This is a genomic window from Aridibaculum aurantiacum (assembly GCF_017355875.1).
In the GTDB taxonomy this organism is placed as follows: Bacteria; Bacteroidota; Bacteroidia; order Chitinophagales; family Chitinophagaceae; genus Segetibacter; species Segetibacter aurantiacus.
Genome location: NZ_JAFEWC010000001.1, coordinates 2765888 through 2783993, shown reverse-complemented (window position 1 = coordinate 2783993; position 18106 = coordinate 2765888). Strand labels below are relative to the sequence as shown.

The following is an 18106-nucleotide window of genomic DNA, read 5'->3' as shown; positions in this document are numbered from 1 at the left end:
AATATTCTATCATGTTCAACAAGATCAAACCTTATATTGTAATAGCAGCAGTTACCATAACTGGTTGCACAACTATAAAACAGGCAGAACTACCTGAGGGTGTACAACTGCCATCCAGCTTTGGCTCTACTGCAGATACTGCTGGTGGGCGGCTGGTACTGAAAGACTTCTTCACTGACCTAAACCTGCAACGGTTGATAGATACTGCACTGGCTACCAATTTTGATCTGCAGGTAGCAGTACAACGTATTGAAGTAGCGCGGCTGAATACCCGTATTGCTAACGCAGCAAGGCTACCACAGGTAAATGCTGTTGCGGGTTTATCGCTGGATAAATATGGCAGGTATACTTTGAATGGTGTAGGAAACTTCGATACCAATCTATCGCCCAATATTGATGAAAAGCGGCAGATACCAGACCCTACTCCAGAGTATTTCCTCGGCTTTAGAAGTTCGTGGGAAGCAGATATCTGGGGACGGCTGAAAGACAGGTCACGTGCAGCCTATACCCGCTACCTGGCCAGCCAGAAAGGAAGGCAATGGGTGGCAACCCAATTGGTGGCAGAGGTAGCAAGCAATTACTACGAGCTGATGGCGCTCGATCATCAATTGAAGATCATAAAGACAAATATTGCGCTACAGCAGCGCGGACTGGAAATAGTGGAAGCGCAGATGGCTGGTGGAAGAGCTACAGCGCTCGCCGTGCGGCAGTTTAAGGCGCAGGTGCTAAATACGCAGGCAACAGAACTTGACATTAGGCAGGCGATCGTACGCACAGAGAATAACCTGAACTACCTGCTGGGACGCTTACCGTCGAAGATCGTTCGAGATACTTCTATTATTGCGAAGCAGGTGCCTGCACGTATACAGGCAGGTATACCTGCAGATATATTGCTTCGGCGCCCGGATGTGCAGCAGGCAGAACTTGAGCTTATAGCTGCCAGGGCAGACATCAGTGCTGCGCGTAAAGCCATGTTACCTTCGCTGTCTATCAATCCTTATATCGGGCTGAATGCTTTCAAGGCGCCACTATTGCTGTCGGGTGCAAGTGTGGCTGCAGGTGTTGCAAGCTCACTGGCAGCTCCCATCATCAACAGGCGGGCAATTATTGCCGGGGTACATATTGCAAATGCAGAGCAGGCCACAGCATTCTACAACTACCAGCGCAACATTGTGCAAGGCTACCAGGAAGTAGTGACGCATCTGCAGGCAGTTGACAACCTAAAGCAGGCATATGACCTGAAGGTGGAAGAAGTGGAAACCTTAACTGAAGGTGTAGCCAATGCCAATGATCTTTACCTGGCAGGTTATGCGAACTATTTGGAAGTGATAGTAGCACAAGCGAGTGTATTACGGGCCCAGATAGAACAAACAAACATGAAGAAAGAGATATTTCAATCCATCATCAACCTTTACAGGTCTGTAGGTGGTGGGGCTTGAGCAGGTGAGTAAAGTTTTAAAAATGTTGATATCCAATACAGTGAGTGATGAGTGAGTTGTGAATGGTGAGTTGTGAATAATGAGTTGTGAATAGTGAATTGTGAATGGTGAATAATTTATGCTTCTTGGTATTGACGATCATTTCATCAATCCTAATTCATCATTCATCATTCATCGTTCATAGTTAATTTGATAACCTCTTTTGCCGTTGTTGGTTGCCTGATTAATAATCAGCCTGCGGAGCTTTAATACCTTGAGTAGTAGGCGAATGCTTGAACTTTTTTGGATTTTACATTTTTCATTTTGCATTTTACCTGCTATGTGCGGCGGCGTTTTGATTATGCGTTTATACGTTATTCCTGCGGGTAAGACGTGCTGTTGATCACCAGGTATCTCTTGCCTCCCTTCATATCCCAGATCAAAATATTGGCTACCTGCTTTTGACCATTATCGAAGATTAGTCGCAAGGTGTTGCCTGTAATGGTGTAAGTTCCTTTGTTGGTGTCTTGCGACAACCCGGTTATATCGGCAGTATGCACTGCGCCAGATCTTTTAAGGGTAAATGTTCCGTCTTTGCTAAAGATAAATGTGCTGATGGAAGATACATTAGGTAATACAGCACCACCTGCATACTGGCCACTAATTCTATAATTGGCCGGTAGCGCGTTTGGCCGTGTAACAATTCCTCCATCAATTGCTACGTATTCACCGTTCCTGGTTTCAAGACTCCATTCGGCTGTTTTTCCATCACTCCATGTAATGTTCATTTTATTACCAGCTATTTTATACTTGCCGGTATTGCTTGCATTGTTTGCGAGTTCAGCTTTGAAATCAACGGGGTTTACACCATTGATAGGATTACGTACAATACTCCCATTATTTCCCAGGTATAGCCATGAGATGTCGAGACTGGTTCCATACATGCCGGTCCATGTAAGGGTGCGAAAGTATAACTTACCATTGGTGTCTTTGTAATCTGCAGCCCTTACAGTTGACCTGATTTGTGTGGTAGTTGCATTACCCCTTGTAGTTGCGGCTGCATTTACGGAAGTATTACTTGCAGTTCTTATCTTATCGGCTGTTACCCATGTGTCCCAGGAGTCGCTGTAGCCGTCATAATGAATTTTGTACTTGTCACCATTCACTTCCAATACCGATCCTTTGTACCACGTACCGTTATAGTCTATTTCTATTTTACTTCCCGGCGAGAAACGAGATGCGCCAGCAGGAGCAGCCTTAATTGCATTGTTCGTTGGTAAGGGCCGAAGTTTATCTTTTGACACCCATTGATCGTAAGCATCACCATAGTCGTCTAAATGTACCTTGAACTGGTTGTCGCTTACATCAATTACTGTTGCTTTGTACCACGTGCCCGGGCTCCAGTTTACTTCCACTTTTGTTCCTTTTACATAGGTCTGGGCGGTAGCCACTATAGCAAATAGTGTACACAAGACAAGGGTGATGATTGATTTCATATAAGCAGTTTTGATTGGCTGAATTGCGAACTATAAGATAGGAAAGATTAACTATGAACTATCAACTATGAACTATGAACTATGAATGATGAACTAGCGATTATGAAATCTAAATGATCTCGGGTGCCTATTCACTACTTTCTACTTACCACTTAATACTTATTACTCACTACTCACCACTCACCAATTTATACTTCATCATTCATTATTTATAGTTCCCTAAATAACCTCTGCAGGTTGTTTCACCGGTAGTGTGATGATAAAGGTGGCGCCGTGGTCTAAGGAGCCTGTGGCCTCAATAGTTCCGTGATGCCGCTCTACGATGCGCTTGCATAGCGCCAGGCCAAGGCCGGTGCCTTCATATTTGTCTTTTGAATGCAGCCTTACAAAGCTGTTGAATATCTTTCTTGCTTCACCCTGGCTAAAGCCAATACCGTTATCAATAATCTTTATTTCAACGGTTTCAGTGGTACCTGTTTTCCTCACCTGCGAATCAATATGGATGTAAGGTTTTACGACAGGCTTTGAAAACTTCAGTGAGTTATTGACGAGGTTGTACAATAGCTGGTGCAACAGCGCGCTGCTTCCTTCTATAGCAGGCAACGGTTGATAAGAGATCTCTGCCTGCTTTTCGGCAATCACCAGTTCCAGGTCTTCCGCAACGTTCTGTATGATGATATTCAGATCGACCACCTCTATCTTTTTTGACTCGTAATTGATGGTTGAAAACATCAGGATGCTTTCAATCATTTGGTTGAGTCTGCTAGCTGCTTTGGATAATTTATCAAGTAAGGAAACACCTTCACCCAGCGAGTTTTGGTATTTCGCCTGGATCTGTCCAACGGTGATCAGCATCCTGCGAACCGGTTCTTTCAGATCGTGGCTGGTAACATGGGCAAAGCTTTCCAGGTCTTCATTTGACCGTTGCAGCGCCGCCGTACGTTGCTGTACCGTCTTTTCCAGTTCTTCCTTAAAACGTCTTTGTGCGTCTTCCACCTGCTTACGCTCGGTAATGTTGTCCATTGAACCAATCATACTTACAGGGTTCCCGCTTGTATCATGAATGATCTGCCCGCGGGCCAGCATATTCACGACAGTTCCGTCTGCTTTCACCAACCTGAATTCATCGGACCAGTACAGGTTGTCAGAATTAAGCAGCGCCGTCATTTTATCCATTATCCTGTCTTTATCGCCAGGATGGATGTAGCTGATCCATGCATCAAAAGGCAGTTCGGAAACAGCTTTCTGCAAGCCTATCAGTGTAGGAAATATCTTATTGAAGCTAACGGTGTTCGTTGGTAGTTTCCACTCCCAAATAATCTCATGGGTTATCTCGGATACAATCTCGTACCTGTCTTTCTCTGATTTGTAACTCTCAGCCAGTTCCATGTTTCGCTTGCTCAGTCGATTGATCTTAACCAGTATGAGCAGTAAAAGCAGGTTGACTAATACCCCAGCAACGGCAATTATATTAGGTTGATTGGCTTCAAAAGATGAAAGGAACGCCTCCCTGGTAGTTAGCACCAGTGTCCAGTCATTGCCTGCTATATTGATGTTGCGGCCAACAGAAAAATCAGCCTTGCTCTTCTGATTATTGTAACCATGACTAGTGTAAATCAATTGCGCAGTATCTATATGGCGGCCATCATACAATTCAATTTCTATCTCTCCAGCCACTGTGCCCAGGATACCTTGCATCAGGTCATTCATTCTAAACGGGCTGTACACAAAACCTTGCAGGGCCGCTTGTCTTTCCTCTACCGTATTAATAGGCATATTCTCATCATAAACAGGAAGGTAGAGTAGACAGCCTTTTTGCACATCCTTGTTTATTTCCTGCACCAGCGTTACCATTTTTGATAAAGCAGGTTCGCCGGTTTGCCAGGCGCGCAGCATGGCCTCCTTACGATTTTTCTGCGTAAACATATCGAATCCAAAAGCCCTAAGATTTCTTCCTTCAAAAGGTTCTAAATAGATGATTGAAAAATAGTCATCCCTGGCCGTTTGTGGCCATACAGTAAAATCGGGAAAGCCTTCAGCGCGCACTCTATTTGTAAAACGGTCAAGCTCGTTGGGTTTGATCCTGGCGGTATAGCCCAAGCCAAGGATGCCGGGGTAAAATTTGTCTAATTGAAGTGTTTGAACATAGTTCTTCCATGATGACCTGTCAACTGTGTCGGAAGCATAGAACAATCCTACCGCACTTCTCAATACTTGCTCGTATGCGGTCATTCTTACAATAATAGCCGAACGAATAGTGTTAACCTGGTAGTCAAACCTGTCCTTCGTCTTGTCGTTGAAATGGTGCCGGGAAATGTACCAGGCTGTTAGAGTCAATCCAATAGAACATAACAACAGGATAGCTGGTAACAGCGGCTTGCTGAAGTTGCGGGTGGCACTACTAGATCTAAACTTGAGAGGCAAGAGGCTATATCAGGTTGAGGTTATGCGAATATTATGTTTATAAAAATGGAGAGGAAGATATGTATTTTAAATTGTGTATTGCCCGGTTGATTGAAGAATTGCTTTAAGATTATTGCCATCTTATTTTGCAGCAGTATCCAATATATAATTGGAAAATTCTCTAAGACATTTGTGATGGGTAAATAACTACTTTTTGAAAACCTAATTCAGAATACATTATCACCACTGGAAGATGTGGGAAATACATGAATGGAGAAGCGAGATAAATATCATAAAGCTCATAAAGCTAATAGATCAAGCTTACAGTTGTTAATCGTATGGCAAACAATATTTGCCTCTGATACCAACTAACTCATATTGCTAAAACATCAACAGCGGACTAAACAGGAAGTAAAACATGAAAAGTAGAACCTGCGCCAGGAGCAGTTTCAACCCTTATCATTCCATCATGGTTTTCTACCACCTTTTTCACAATAGATAACCCTACACCTGTACCACTATATTCAGACTTGCCGTGCAGGCGGGTAAACATTTTGAAGATTACATCAGAGTATTCCGGTGAAAAGCCAATGCCATTATCACGAACTGCAATTGAATAATAGGCTTTGCCCATTTCTGTTACCTGTCCTGCAACAACATTTATTTGTGGTACAACACCCGGTGAGCTATACTTGAGTGCGTTGCTCAGCAGGTTTTGAAACACTTGTTGCAGTTGTCGTGGATAGCCTTTTACTACAGGTAGCGTATCAATTTCTATAATAGCAGCTTTCTCTTCAATATCCAGTTCAAGGTCTTCCAGTACCCGCTGCACTTTTAAGTTTAGATCAACAGTTTCCTTTTCGTGCGGCCGTTGGCTTACGTGGGAGTAAAGCAATAGATCATCTATCAAACTAGCCATCCGCTCAGTTGCATTTTCTATCCTATTGAATGCCCTTTCTTCCTTTTCCTGGAAATGAGAACCAAGTTGTTGTTTTAGCTGGTTGGTAAAGAAATGAATTTTGCGTACCGGCTCTTTCAGGTCATGAGAAGCAGCATGGGCAAACTCTTCTAAATTGGCATTGGAGCGTAATAGTTCTGTATTTACGCGTTGTAACTCCTCTGTTCGTTGAGCAACCAGTTCCTCCAGGTTTTCCTTCGCCAGCTTTTGTTCATGCACATCAAAGCCAACACCTATATAACCATTAAATTCGCCATTAGCATCAAAGCGTGGATGTCCTTTGAATGCATGCCAGCGGTAAACTCCATCATGCCGCTTTATTCTAACTGCTGGAATAAAGTAAGGTGTCCTGGCCTGGAAAGCATCGGTGTAATGTTCCATGACAAAGGGTAGATCATCCGCATGTAAGTAACTAGCCCATGCCTGTCCTGTTGCTTTATCTAAAGTTTGGCCGGTATACTGAAGCCATGTTTTGTTCCAATAATTAACCGGGGCCGTAGGGTCAGCATCAATGATGAAAACAAACATGGGACTTTCATCAGCAAGCGATCGGAAACGTGTTTCACTTTCCTGCATAGCCTTCTCTGCTTCCTTTCGTTTCGTTATGTCTTCCACCGTGGCAACCACAAGGTTGCCTACCTTGTTAACAATAAATCGAAACCAGTGTTGCAGTCCTTCGCCTTTGTACCATTTTTCAAAATCAGCAGGCACACCCGTTTTGGCTACTTCTAAAAAAGCTTCCAATATACCTGCTTGTCTTACATGCGGAAACTCCTCAGCATAGCGTTTTCCCACCAGGTCAGCTGTTCCGGTTGTTTCAACCGTAAAATGGTTAACAATTAAAAATTTCAGATCTTCTATTTCTCCCTCATCGTTTACAACTGGTTCAAATACTGAAAGAGAGTTAGGTGAAGCATCAAAGACGGTCCGAAGCAAAGCCTCGTTTTCTTGTAGTAAAAGCTCAGAAGATTTCCTGCTTGTTATATCGGTAAAAAATACACCGACTTTTCTTTCTTCAGCACCACCTACTCTCATAGCATATACTTCAAACCACCTGTTTAAAGCCTTTGATTCTTCCTCCACCCGGATAGGATTGCCCGTAAGGGCCACGTTGCCATAAATTTGAAACCATTTAGGTTCTATGTTGGGTGCCAGTTCAGTAATGGTTTTGCCGATGGCATTATGCAGTCCTGATTGCCGCTCAAAGGCTGGGTTGGTTTCCAGGTAACGAAAGTCTATACACCTGTTGTCGTCGAATATCAGTTCAATTGTACAATAGCCCTGGTCCATTGACTCGTAAAGGGTCCGGTATTTAGCTTCACTTTCCCGAAGCGCTTCTTCCGACCGTCGACGTTCAGTTATGTTCCTGGCTATTGAAAACATGTATGGTTCACCACCAATTGTAAGTCCGTTCACCTTCACTTCAACAGGATAAACGAATCCGTCCTTTCGTTTATGAATGGTTTCAAATTGTGAGATCGCTTCTGCTTGTGCTTGTTCAAAAAGTTTTGCAAAGCCTTCATCCTTGTATACGGGATCTACATCGGGCACACGAATGTTTTTAGCTTCCTCGTCCGTGTAGTCCCATGCATCTAAAGCTTTTTTATTCAGGTAGGCAAATGTGCCGTCCTGCCGCATCAGGATAAAAGGATCCTGTGCATTGTCGGCCATAAACTTAAAGCGCTTCAATGCCTCTTCGCTTCGCTGAACTATTTGCCTGCTTTTAACCTGCTCCGTCACATCATGAGAGATGGTAAATACCCCGGTAGCTTTTGTCGCATTCTTACTGTAGTATGGTTGATAAACCAGGTTGAAATAATGCTGTTCTTCTTTTCCTCCAGCAAATGAAGTAACCGGCACCTCGTGGGCTATAAAAGGCTCACCTGTACTGCGTACCTGGTCAAAAAGCTCAATGATACCCTGGCCGTTCAATTCAGGCAACGCTTCCAGTATTGGTTTGCCTATTATCTCTTCTCCTTTACCCCATAGTTTGAATGCTTCTTTATTGGCCATTTCCAAAACATAATCATCACCATTTACCAGGCCCACTACAATAGTAGCGTTCATAAATAGCTCATGCACTTTTTCAATACCATCAAGCTGAACTTCTCTTTTTTCAGCATTTATTTGATCGGTAATTTCTGCCACTGAATGTAGTATGTAAGCTACCTCACCACCAGGAGCAAATACAGGCTTGTTGGTTGCCCTCCAGTATCGTTCTATGAATTGTCCATCTTCTCCAATCGTATCATACCGTTGCACCGGAAGTTGGTGCGGCTGTTTGCTTTCTATTACCTTAAGTAAGGATGCCAGCAACTCTTTCGTCCCTGTATTTCCAGGATCATCACTGTCGGGAAAAACTTCGAATATTCCTTTCCCAAACATAGCATCTCTTGATGAGTTGGATTGTTCTATGTACGAAGGGGTGGCTGCAATGATGGTAAAAATTGGGGCATCCGCTTGTAATAAAACATCATTGCCAGCCATGGCTTCAAAAAGCATCGTATAATTCGCCATTGGTATCTGAAGAGAAGTGGAAGATTCTTGCATGGTAATGTGTAGTAGCGAAGATAGCCCAAGCATATTACTAAAACGCATCACGCTTGTTATCTGTTTGCTGGTTATTTCACCTTTGCTTTTACTGGTCGCATGACCAACATTAAATGAACTTGCCAGTGTTCATCTCGGACTTGTTTACCAACTAAAAATTTGTTGGTGCCGAACACCAACAGCGGCTTAGAATTCCATAAATAAAAAGTAGAGGATGACAAATTTGTCATCCTCTACTTGCAAAGCATAATGTGTATGCGTTTCTGCTTAATTTGATTTCAGCAGTTGCATGGTTGTCACTTTATCACCTATCTCCACTCTTAGAGTATATACTCCAGTAGCAAAAGCAGATGGCATAGGTAATGATATCAGCTGGTCACCTGCGCCCAAGCGGTTGCTATAACTACTGCATATTCTTCCATTCATATCAGTAAGTGTGATACTGACATTCGATGCCTGTTCTAGTTTCAACTGAAGGGCTAGAGTGTTACTAAAAGGGTTAACCACTTTTACTATGGTCTTTTGCCCCTGTGGTCGTACAATGGCTGTATTGCTGTAACTGCGATCGCCGCTCTTCTCAATCGTTTCAAGCCTGTAGTAGATCGTTTTATTATTCGAACGCAGTATTGCTGCATCTGTAATACTGTATTCTCTTTTGCCGGCAACAGCAGCCGCTGTAGCAATGGTTTGGAAGTCTCTGCCGTTATACGAGCGCTGTACAACAAATGAATGCTCATCAGCCGGTACTACCTTCCAATTCAGCAATACATCGTTAGCATTAGTAGTTGCATCAAAAGCTAGCAGGTGTACTGGTAAAGGTGCCGCAGCATCAGTGGCCGTAAATTCACTAAACGAAGACTGGTTAGCAATGCTTACTGTCTTTATAGCAGTATTGACAATAGTAGGCGAAATGGCCTGCCATGTGCCCGGTACATTATGTTGCTTTTTGTTTAGGACCATACTCCCTTCATGCTGCACTTTACCCAGCATAGATGAGTCGTAGAATAAGGTGAGCTTATACTGGTATCCTGAACCTCCGCTTACAGCCATGTCTACATAGCTGCTCCAATAGCGTGCTGATGCAGTACTGCCACCATTGGTGGTATCGTTTGGCCATACCCCGCTATACCAGCGAGCACTATCAATGGTGGGCAGGCTACCTGTATTCGACCATTCTATCACTCCAACGATCCTGCCGTTCCAGCTAAGCGTATCAGCTCCACCGGGCTTGTGTCTTCCATAAACCGTAAGCAGGGGAGGAGCCGTAGTAGTATTGAATTCATCTGAACCAATATCTGTAGGGCCGTCTGTTATTGAAGTAGAACGAATGTTCACACTGTCAAAATCAGCAGCATAGTCTGCTTGTGGAACACCCTTTCCATTCAGGTACCAACACAGCGGCGAATGGGTGTTGATGTTTAGGTTCCCTTCTGCAGCATTTACAAACAAAGCACTGGCAGGAAGATCATGCACTTTTGCTGCAAAAGATGTAGTGTCGCCACCTGAACTGGCTCTCCAGTTGAATATGTTTACGACAGCACTTCTCCATTCATTTACCCTGGCAGTATCTGCAGTTACATACAAGTTATTACTTGCACCGGCACCTATCCATGTTACAGGATTGGTAGAAGTAGATACCATGCCTACTGCAAGATTTTTGTTTATCCCGGTTGTTCTTTCGTTGTAAAACAAGTTGTTCTTAACTGCGGTAAGGGAGCCGCCTCCATCTATATACATGGCGTAACTCGGCACCGCAGCTGTACTGTTACCTGCAATACGTACGGTGTTATATCTAACTGATGATCTGTAGGAGTTGCCGGCAGCACCCATGTTGTACAAACCATACAATGGAAGCTTGCCGTTGCCGCTTGCATCGTCCAAACTTACCTGGTTGTTGTAAATATGGTACTCACCATTGCCGGTGCGTATACCTGCGATGTACGAGCCGCTTGCCTCTTTACTGGAAAGACCATGGATCCGGTTGCCGGCAATCCAAAGCTTATTCGGTACCGCCGCTGTTTGAACGACATCGAGGCCTATATTGAAGCTACCCCAATTGGTGTTGATATTCTTTAGCGCGTAAATATGGTTTCCTTCTATTCGCCCGGTATCTAACCAGATCTTCATTCCTGAATAAGTGCCGCCGTATACGGATGTTCCGCGGAAGACACGGTTGTTGAGAATGTAACCTTTTCTTCCCTGGAAGTTGATACCATAAAAGTAGTTGGCTACTGCACCTGCCACTGTATTGTTCTCAATACGGTTTGTTGGGGTGTTATTAGTATACACCGCTACATATCCTCCAATTCCTGTTACTGTATGAATAGCCATAATGCTGGAGTCCCTCGTTGGGTGTCCAATAAGATTGTTCTTTACAGTAGTCATACCATTGGTGAGATTGATGCCTGTTAAACTGCTGGAGAAATCGGTTAATGATATGTTTTGAATGGTATTGTTGGTTATAAAGCTTTCCTGCGCATTAGAAGCATCCAGGTTGATGCCTATTAGTTTGAACTTTCCTGTAAGCCGGTTGCCTCCACAAAACTTTTGCGTTCCACCAATAAAGTTGTTGGTGATCGTTAGCTGGTTGTACGAACTGCTTGCATTGATGGCTATTCTATCGCCTGCCTGTTCGTAGGTAGTAGTATAGTAGAAATGGTTACTGTCCACAAACATCCTTGTCTGGGTGGAAAGTTGATTGTTGTGAGATACGCTGACTCCGTACTGACCAAAGTTGATGAATTCATTTTGCCTGATCACAAAGCTATCCAGGAGGCGTGATCCGCCTGCCGATAACATCGCTTTAGGCAAACCTGTAACACCGTTAGTTGCTTCCCTAAAAAGGTTGTTACTGATCAAAACCTTTCTTGTTGTGTCGGTTGCATTTACTTCAAGAGCAGGAATGTAGTTGTAGTTGCTATTTGATTCGAAAATGCAGGAATTTACTGTTACGTCGCCTAATTTACCAAAGAACCTAATTGCGGTAGAAGTGTATTGCGGGTTCGTATGACTGATGCCAAATAGAAGATACCTGCCTGAGCCATTCACTGATCCATCAAGGTGAACATTAGGAGAGTGATAGATATCGATCATGTTACCCGACAAGTTTGCCTTGCGTACTTGTTTGAGCGTAGGTGTAGGTGTTTTGATCTCAATGCGAGGACCTATTGGTTTTAATAGCTCTAACCTGTGCTTGCCAGTTTCTGCAAGGTCACTTGTAATATATACCACCACTTTAGTCGTGGTTTCTTTGAAGATGTTTTTCCTACAGGCCTGGAAGAAGCCGTCGTCATTGGTGAGCGAGGTGAACATTTCCCCGGTTCCTATATTGATTGTGTCTGGGAGGGTGCCATACAATAAGAGTTGCAATGGAGAAGTAGGAGCACTCAGTTGTGTATTTACAGAAGTATGATTGGTGCCTGGTGTATTGGAATAACCAAGCAGAGGTCGCTTATCCTGCGCAACAAAATAATACTCGAGTGAGTCGCCTGCACTAAAGCTTAATCCTGTTGCAGGCAGGTCAGGTATAAAGTTCCAGTTTCCTTCAAATAAATTACCTGATTCCAGAGTTCCCGCAGTACTAAACCAGTTACTCACCGAAGGGTGCTTTTTACGAAACCACATCCTTGGCTTGTTTCCACCTGTTGTATCAATGCCGCTGCCATTGTCGGTGATCTTCACCGGGTAAACCTGGCTTGAATCCAAATGTTGCCCAATAAAATTTCCATGCGTTAGCACCGGAACATCACCATCTATTAAAACAAAATTACCGGCATCTGCACCTATATCTGCAGGTGAAAATGCAGCACGCTGTTGTTGATCGAAATCAACCAATACACGGCTGTCTATTATGCCTGTGCCTTCTGCGGGTGTTGGATTTGTTAGGTGCAGGTCTACATTATTTACACCTCCTGTTCCGTTCACAAAATTTACAGGTGTGAACATAGAATGCTGATCGCGCCTGGTAGCAGCTCGCCAGTCAGCAATCTGTGAATGTTGCTGGTTGTTCCATATCCCATACGGGATGGAAGCTGTGGTGTGGTAAATGTTGTAATCAAGCTGAAGCCCTGCGGTATCTACATTTGCTCCATAATAAAAAGGTGCATGCTGGCACCATGACCCTGTGGTACAAGGGAGGTGATTTACCAATATGTTATTGATTATCCACTTAGGTTTTGCTGTAGCACTTTCAATTTTCAGGCAATATGATGTATAGGTATTTGCATTTGTAGCATCTATGTACACCGTGTTATTGCTGATAAGCGTGCTGTCAAGAATGGCTTCTATGCCAATTATGTTCATGCCTGGATTAGGATTAGGTGATGACCCTGTGGTATCCCTGCCTAACCTGATCATGTTGTTGACAATCTCTGCCGCAGGAGCCATGGTAAATATGGCTGTTTGACCACCACCATCCCAGGTGGCATTTCTCTGGAAGCTGTGAATGAAATTGCCTTCTACTCTGCAACCGTAAGCTTTTTCGCCAACAAAGATGCCCTCAATGCCATATGAGTAGCCATTGCGTATAGTAAAGCTATGTATCTTATTACCCTTTACCAGTGTGCCGGTAGTAGTAGAGTTCACTCTTATTCCAGTAGCAGAAAGTTCATTATGATCCATGTAGAACTTGCGTAGTGTATTGTTGTAAACCTTTTGTTTTCCGCCCTGGATATCAATCCCTACTATCTTACCCTGGAAGTTGACCAGCTCGTTATCATGTATGTTATTGGTTGCGGCATATCCTGATCCAAAATAATCGCTGTTTGCCGTTTTGGAATATATACCTGTTAGCATGGCATCAATACCCCTGTAGCTATCCATGCCGGGGAAAACAGTTTGGCTACCAATAAGGTTATAACCAATGTCAATGAAGCCGCTTGCCTGCGACTGCACTTTGATGCCGTAAAGAACAGCGCCCATATAATCGGATGTACTGGCGTAACGGGAAACAAACCCGCCGATCTTATTGTTTTGGATGAGGATGGTATCTAACGTACTGGCAGAACCTAGAAAGTCAGTACCTACCCTGATGCCGCAGATCTCAGGGTCCTCGTAAAGCGAGCTGAATATTTTGATTGCACCGCTGGTTGTAGTGCTGCCTATGGTGTTGCCGGTAGTGGTTCCGCAATGGATCTTTCCGCCATCCAGTTCTATACCTACAAAGTATTCGAAGTTGCTGTAATTCTGGTATCGAATGTTGGTGATGGTATTGTTTTGAACACTGGTGGCTACCTGTCGTCCAACGTTCAGCCGGATACCTGCCGGCCGAAATGAATAAGAGGACATATTGCCACCACATTGTGCAGCACTGCCTCCTATAAAATTATCTGTAACAACAAAGCCTCCGGAGGTACTGTCATCTACAAATATTCCTGAACTGATAGTAGAGGATGAACCCGGGCCGCCTCCAGTCGTATGGTAAAAACTGTTGCCTCTGATGGTCCAGTTCGTGTTATTATTCCGTAGCCAAACACCATTCGTTCCATAATTGCGGATGTCGCAATTGCTGATGGTGTTGCTGGTGTTTTTATTTCCTGTACTACCCAAAGCGTAAATACAGTTCTGCCCGTTATTGCTGGTGATGATGCAATTCTGTACAGCATTAAAACTATTACTAATGCTGGTGGTAGTAGTGAAACTAATAATGCCTGCTGTTGCACTGCCTACACCAGTAATGTTTACATGCCGTACAGTATCATACTGGGCTCCGTTGTTGAACATCAAAGACCCTAGGTTACTGCTACTGTTGATGTTCAACTGTGTGGTACCTGTGCCTCCTGCACGTCCATCGATCTTTACGTACCTGGTATTAGCAAAACTGAAAGCTATATTCATTGAACTGTTGATCGAAAGATTGTTAGCACCTGCCTGTGGCCGTACAGTGATGGTGCGTGAAGCATTTACACAAGGAATATTACCGGGATTGATCGGGAAGGTCTCACCAGTGCTTACATAGCCCGGCAGTAGTTCTAGTATAACGGGTCCGCCTACTCCGGTAGTACGCAATGCAGTAAATGCTGAAGTTAGTGTAGTGTAATTTCCTCCTGTACCAATCGTATAGGTGCCTTGCATGGTACAAGGTTGGGAATAGGATAACAGCGACAGTAAGGAGCATATGATTAGCAGGTGGAGTTTTCTCACAGTTGTAGTTTTGGGCTCTAAATATATAGATATACAGTTGTATTTGAATAGCTTAAGGTGAGGTTTTCAAAAGCAGGTTTAAGTTGGTATGAATAAATAAAATGCGGAGCGCATTCTACTGTTACCTGCTGTTGAAGTCTCTTGCCGTTGTTGGTCGCTTGGCCAACAACCAACTTCGTTTGAGCTAACGTTACTTTAAATGTTCCAATAAGAACGCATTACCAACATCCGTCACTGCTTTGGCTGCTTAGCCCTATACTCCTTTATTTTTTCGTTGATGTAGTAGAGGACGTCTTCATTGGTTGGATGCTGGCGAAGCCAGCTATAGGTGGGTGAATAACGATGCATGAAATCGCGGAGAGGTTCGCCTTTCAAACCTGTATAATACGCCACTATGTGTGGAGAGAACCGGTAGTTGATATAAGCCATTTGCTCCAGTGTATTGAACATTCGCTCCCCTGAAGCCTGGTTGCGGTGTTTCTTCTTAAAGAAACGGTCGAGGTTAATGGTGAGGCCGAAACCTTCAGAGCGGCGTGATTCCACGGCTTTATATACCTGCCCCCTGTTCTTTTCAAATTCATTCCTCCTGTTGATGCTGTCAAGCTGGTACTTGGAGTACTGAGTTCGCACCGTTACACCAGGAAGTATATTGCCTGTGGGCGACAAGTAGATCGTTACTGTATCAATGAAGAGATAGTTAAACTGAAGCGTGTCGTATTTATAACCTTCAGCCAATATCTGCAGGTGATCGTTCGGTTGAAGGAGGATGGAAAAGTATCCTTTCAAATCGCTGCGTACCGTTTGTCGGCTCATAAAGCTGGTAATACTTCCTCTTTCCACCGGGAAGTGGGTAATGCTATCACGCAGCCTGCCATGTAGGGTAATGCCTTGAGAATTTCCTTCTGCGGATAAAATAACAAGTAATACCACTGCTGCAAATAACTTTCCGGTATAGCTCATATATTGAAATTAATCATGCTTACGCAAACAATGGCTGTTTCTTTGTTAAGTGATGTTGAAGAGAAAGAAGTTATCATTCTGCAGTTTTCATTCACCTTCCATGATAGCATTAACCAAATGCATGTACTTGTAATGTTTTTATTCCTTAGCACCTCTTGCCTTACACAGGTCAGATTATTGCAAAGAGAATACAAAACCTATTGGATGATTTCGGCCATTGTTTCATTTCTTGTAATGCTAAATCCGTTTGCCCTGTTCCTTTACCTGAAGCCGGTAATGAAGGACCTGTCTGACCAGGATTTTGTAAGAGTTTTCCTGAAGGCGACCATCATCTCGTTCTTCATCTTTCTTGCCTTTCTGTTTTTCGGCGATATATTTTTCCTGCAGGTATTCAGGATCAATTTTGAGTCGTTCCGGATATTTGGCGGCATTGTAATATTCTCATTAGCCTACTTGTTTATTGTAAGAGGGGAGAAGGCTTTCATTCAAATGAAGGGTGACCTGCATGACCTTGCATCTGAGATCGCGCTTCCATTCATGGTGGGAGCCGGAACCATTTCGCTTACCGTATTGATGCGGGATCGCCTGGTGCTTTGGCAAGGTATTGTGGCGTTGGTGATTATCTTATTAATAACCTTTTTCGTGATCATTGGTATGAAAAAGATCAGGGATGGGATCAAGTCTGAAAAGTTCAGGTTAGCATTTGATAAGAATATGGAGGTCCTGTTACGTATCAATGGTTTTTTCCTGGGTGCTATTGGCGTAGATATGATTGTACACGGCATCAGATCATCGTTTTCGGGAATGTAAATTTTAGGTGCTAATAAAAAACTCCATTTAATGACAAAATTGAAAATGGTGTTGCTGTTAATTATCTACTGCTGCAGTGCGGCATTGGTTTTTGCACAGGTAAAACCACCATCTATCAGTCAAATGGGGACACCCGAGGATACAATTTCAAAGAATAGAAAGGAGATGTTGGAGTACACCAGTAGGATAGAGGAAAATAAAGTGAACAGGGATACTACCTATCTTCAAATCGGCGGTGCTTTGCGTTTCAACTACATCAATACAAATTATGAGCAAGGCCGTTCACCACTAGGTACTTCATTACGCAATGATTTTACTTTGGACACCTGGCGATTGAACGTCAATGCAGAATCTAAGGGCATCTTAATGTCTTTTGAATACCGTTTTTATCCAACGTTCAACACACACTTCATTCAGCATGGATGGTTTGGTTATAATCTTACCAACCATACACAAGTTCAACTAGGTGTTTCGCAAGTGCCTTTTGGAAATTTGAAGTATGCATCCCACTCATGGTGGTTCCAAACGCCATACTATGTAGGTTTAGAAGATGATTATGATATGGGAATTAAAATCAGGCATACGAGCGACCGGTGGGAAGGCGCTTTAGCCTATTACTTACTGGCTGAGCCAAGAGGAACATCAGATCCAACTTATGGTCCTTATTCAGCCGCACGTTATTCTTATGATGTAGTTCCGGTACCAGGAAACAATAACGTGGAAAGAAACCAGTTCAATGCAAGAGGAGCATATAACTTTTCAGGCACCAAGGTTGGAGCTTCATTACAGTACGGCCAGATCTTTAACCTTGTAAACAATAATGTTGGACATCAAACGGCCAGTGCTATTCACCTTGAGGGAAATTACGGGCGTTTCAACTTAAAAGCCCAGTACTTACACTACAACTATAACAATGTTCGTAACGATGCGGGCGAACTGCTGAACGTGGTGCAGATGGGCGCTTATGGTTTTGGAACATACGATGTAGCTGCTAATGCTTCTATGTATGTTGCTGGTCTTAGTTATTCTTTGCCTTTAAACTTCGGCCCTGTGTCAGATATCACATTCTATAATGATTACACTTATACCAGGAAGAATGGCCAGGGACAGCATAACAGTGGAACATACAGTTTTGCAAATACCCAACAGAATGTAATAGGTGCATTGGTGTCCGCGGGTAAGATCTATACCTACATTGATTGGGCGGCTGGTAAAAACCATCCATGGTTAACAGAGTACTTCGGTGGATCGGCTCTTGGCGCAGGTATTGGTATAGACCCATCTAAACCAGTTAGTAGTACAAATCTGCCAAATCAGAACTCTCGGTGGAATAGCAGGTTCAATATTAATATTGGCTATTATTTTTAATA

The 18106-nt window shown here is 43.5% G+C and carries 8 protein-coding genes; 3 read left to right on the top strand and 5 right to left on the bottom strand.

Translation table 11 applies throughout. The features are described 5' to 3' along the window. The first annotated feature begins 11 nt into the window (after window positions 1-11). A complete protein-coding gene (locus tag J4N22_RS11625; protein ID WP_207494477.1) occupies window positions 12-1439 on the top strand; it encodes a TolC family protein in 1428 nt (475 codons plus the stop codon). Window positions 1440-1792: 353 nt separating this feature from the next. On the opposite strand, the gene J4N22_RS11620 is transcribed toward J4N22_RS11625, so the two are convergent. The 5 genes from J4N22_RS11620 to J4N22_RS11600 all read right to left on the bottom strand — a co-directional run bounded on the left by J4N22_RS11620 (window position 1793) and on the right by J4N22_RS11600 (window position 15926). Beyond that, a complete protein-coding gene (locus tag J4N22_RS11620; RefSeq protein WP_207494476.1) occupies window positions 1793-2914 on the bottom strand; it encodes an agenet domain-containing protein in 1122 nt (373 codons plus the stop codon). 219 nt (window positions 2915-3133) lie between these two features. Continuing rightward, complete coding sequence (locus J4N22_RS11615) at window positions 3134-5338, bottom strand: CHASE domain-containing protein (protein WP_207494475.1); 2205 nt, start codon at window positions 5336-5338, stop codon at window positions 3134-3136. A gap of 379 nt (window positions 5339-5717) precedes the next feature. After that, window positions 5718-8825 (bottom strand): PAS domain S-box protein, encoded by a 3108-nt coding sequence (locus tag J4N22_RS11610; RefSeq protein ID WP_207494474.1) that lies wholly within the window; start codon window positions 8823-8825, stop codon window positions 5718-5720. 267 nt (window positions 8826-9092) lie between these two features. Beyond that, window positions 9093-14897: a T9SS type A sorting domain-containing protein gene (locus J4N22_RS11605; RefSeq protein ID WP_207494473.1), complete on the bottom strand. Its 5805-nt coding sequence runs from the start codon at window positions 14895-14897 to the stop codon at window positions 9093-9095. Window positions 14898-15197: 300 nt separating this feature from the next. Beyond that, window positions 15198-15926, bottom strand: a complete 729-nt coding sequence (locus J4N22_RS11600) for a hypothetical protein (RefSeq protein ID WP_207494472.1) — start codon at window positions 15924-15926, stop codon at window positions 15198-15200. 30 nt (window positions 15927-15956) lie between these two features. On the opposite strand from J4N22_RS11600, the gene J4N22_RS11595 reads away from it, so the two are divergent. Together J4N22_RS11595 and J4N22_RS11590 are read left to right on the top strand one after the other, a co-directional pair. Next, on the top strand, window positions 15957-16736 hold the full coding sequence (locus J4N22_RS11595; protein WP_207494470.1) for a MarC family protein: 780 nt from the start codon (window positions 15957-15959) through the stop codon (window positions 16734-16736). Window positions 16737-16766: 30 nt separating this feature from the next. After that, window positions 16767-18104 carry a hypothetical protein gene (locus J4N22_RS11590; protein WP_207494468.1) on the top strand — a complete coding sequence of 446 codons (1338 nt, stop codon included), beginning with the start codon at window positions 16767-16769 and terminating at the stop codon, window positions 18102-18104. Window positions 18105-18106: the final 2 nt, after the last annotated feature.

Bases quoted from the DNA above. Each gene is read 5' to 3' on its own strand.
- J4N22_RS11625 (WP_207494477.1), top strand. From the start codon at position 12: ATGTTCAACAAGATCAAACCTTATATTGTAATAGCAGCAGTTACCATA.
- J4N22_RS11620 (WP_207494476.1), bottom strand. From the start codon at position 2,914: ATGAAATCAATCATCACCCTTGTCTTGTGTACACTATTTGCTATAGTG.
- J4N22_RS11610 (WP_207494474.1), bottom strand. From the start codon at position 8,825: ATGCAAGAATCTTCCACTTCTCTTCAGATACCAATGGCGAATTATACG.
- J4N22_RS11605 (WP_207494473.1), bottom strand. From the start codon at position 14,897: ATGCAAGGCACCTATACGATTGGTACAGGAGGAAATTACACTACACTA.
- J4N22_RS11600 (WP_207494472.1), bottom strand. From the start codon at position 15,926: ATGAGCTATACCGGAAAGTTATTTGCAGCAGTGGTATTACTTGTTATT.
- J4N22_RS11595 (WP_207494470.1), top strand. From the start codon at position 15,957: ATGGCTGTTTCTTTGTTAAGTGATGTTGAAGAGAAAGAAGTTATCATT.
- J4N22_RS11590 (WP_207494468.1), top strand. From the start codon at position 16,767: ATGACAAAATTGAAAATGGTGTTGCTGTTAATTATCTACTGCTGCAGT.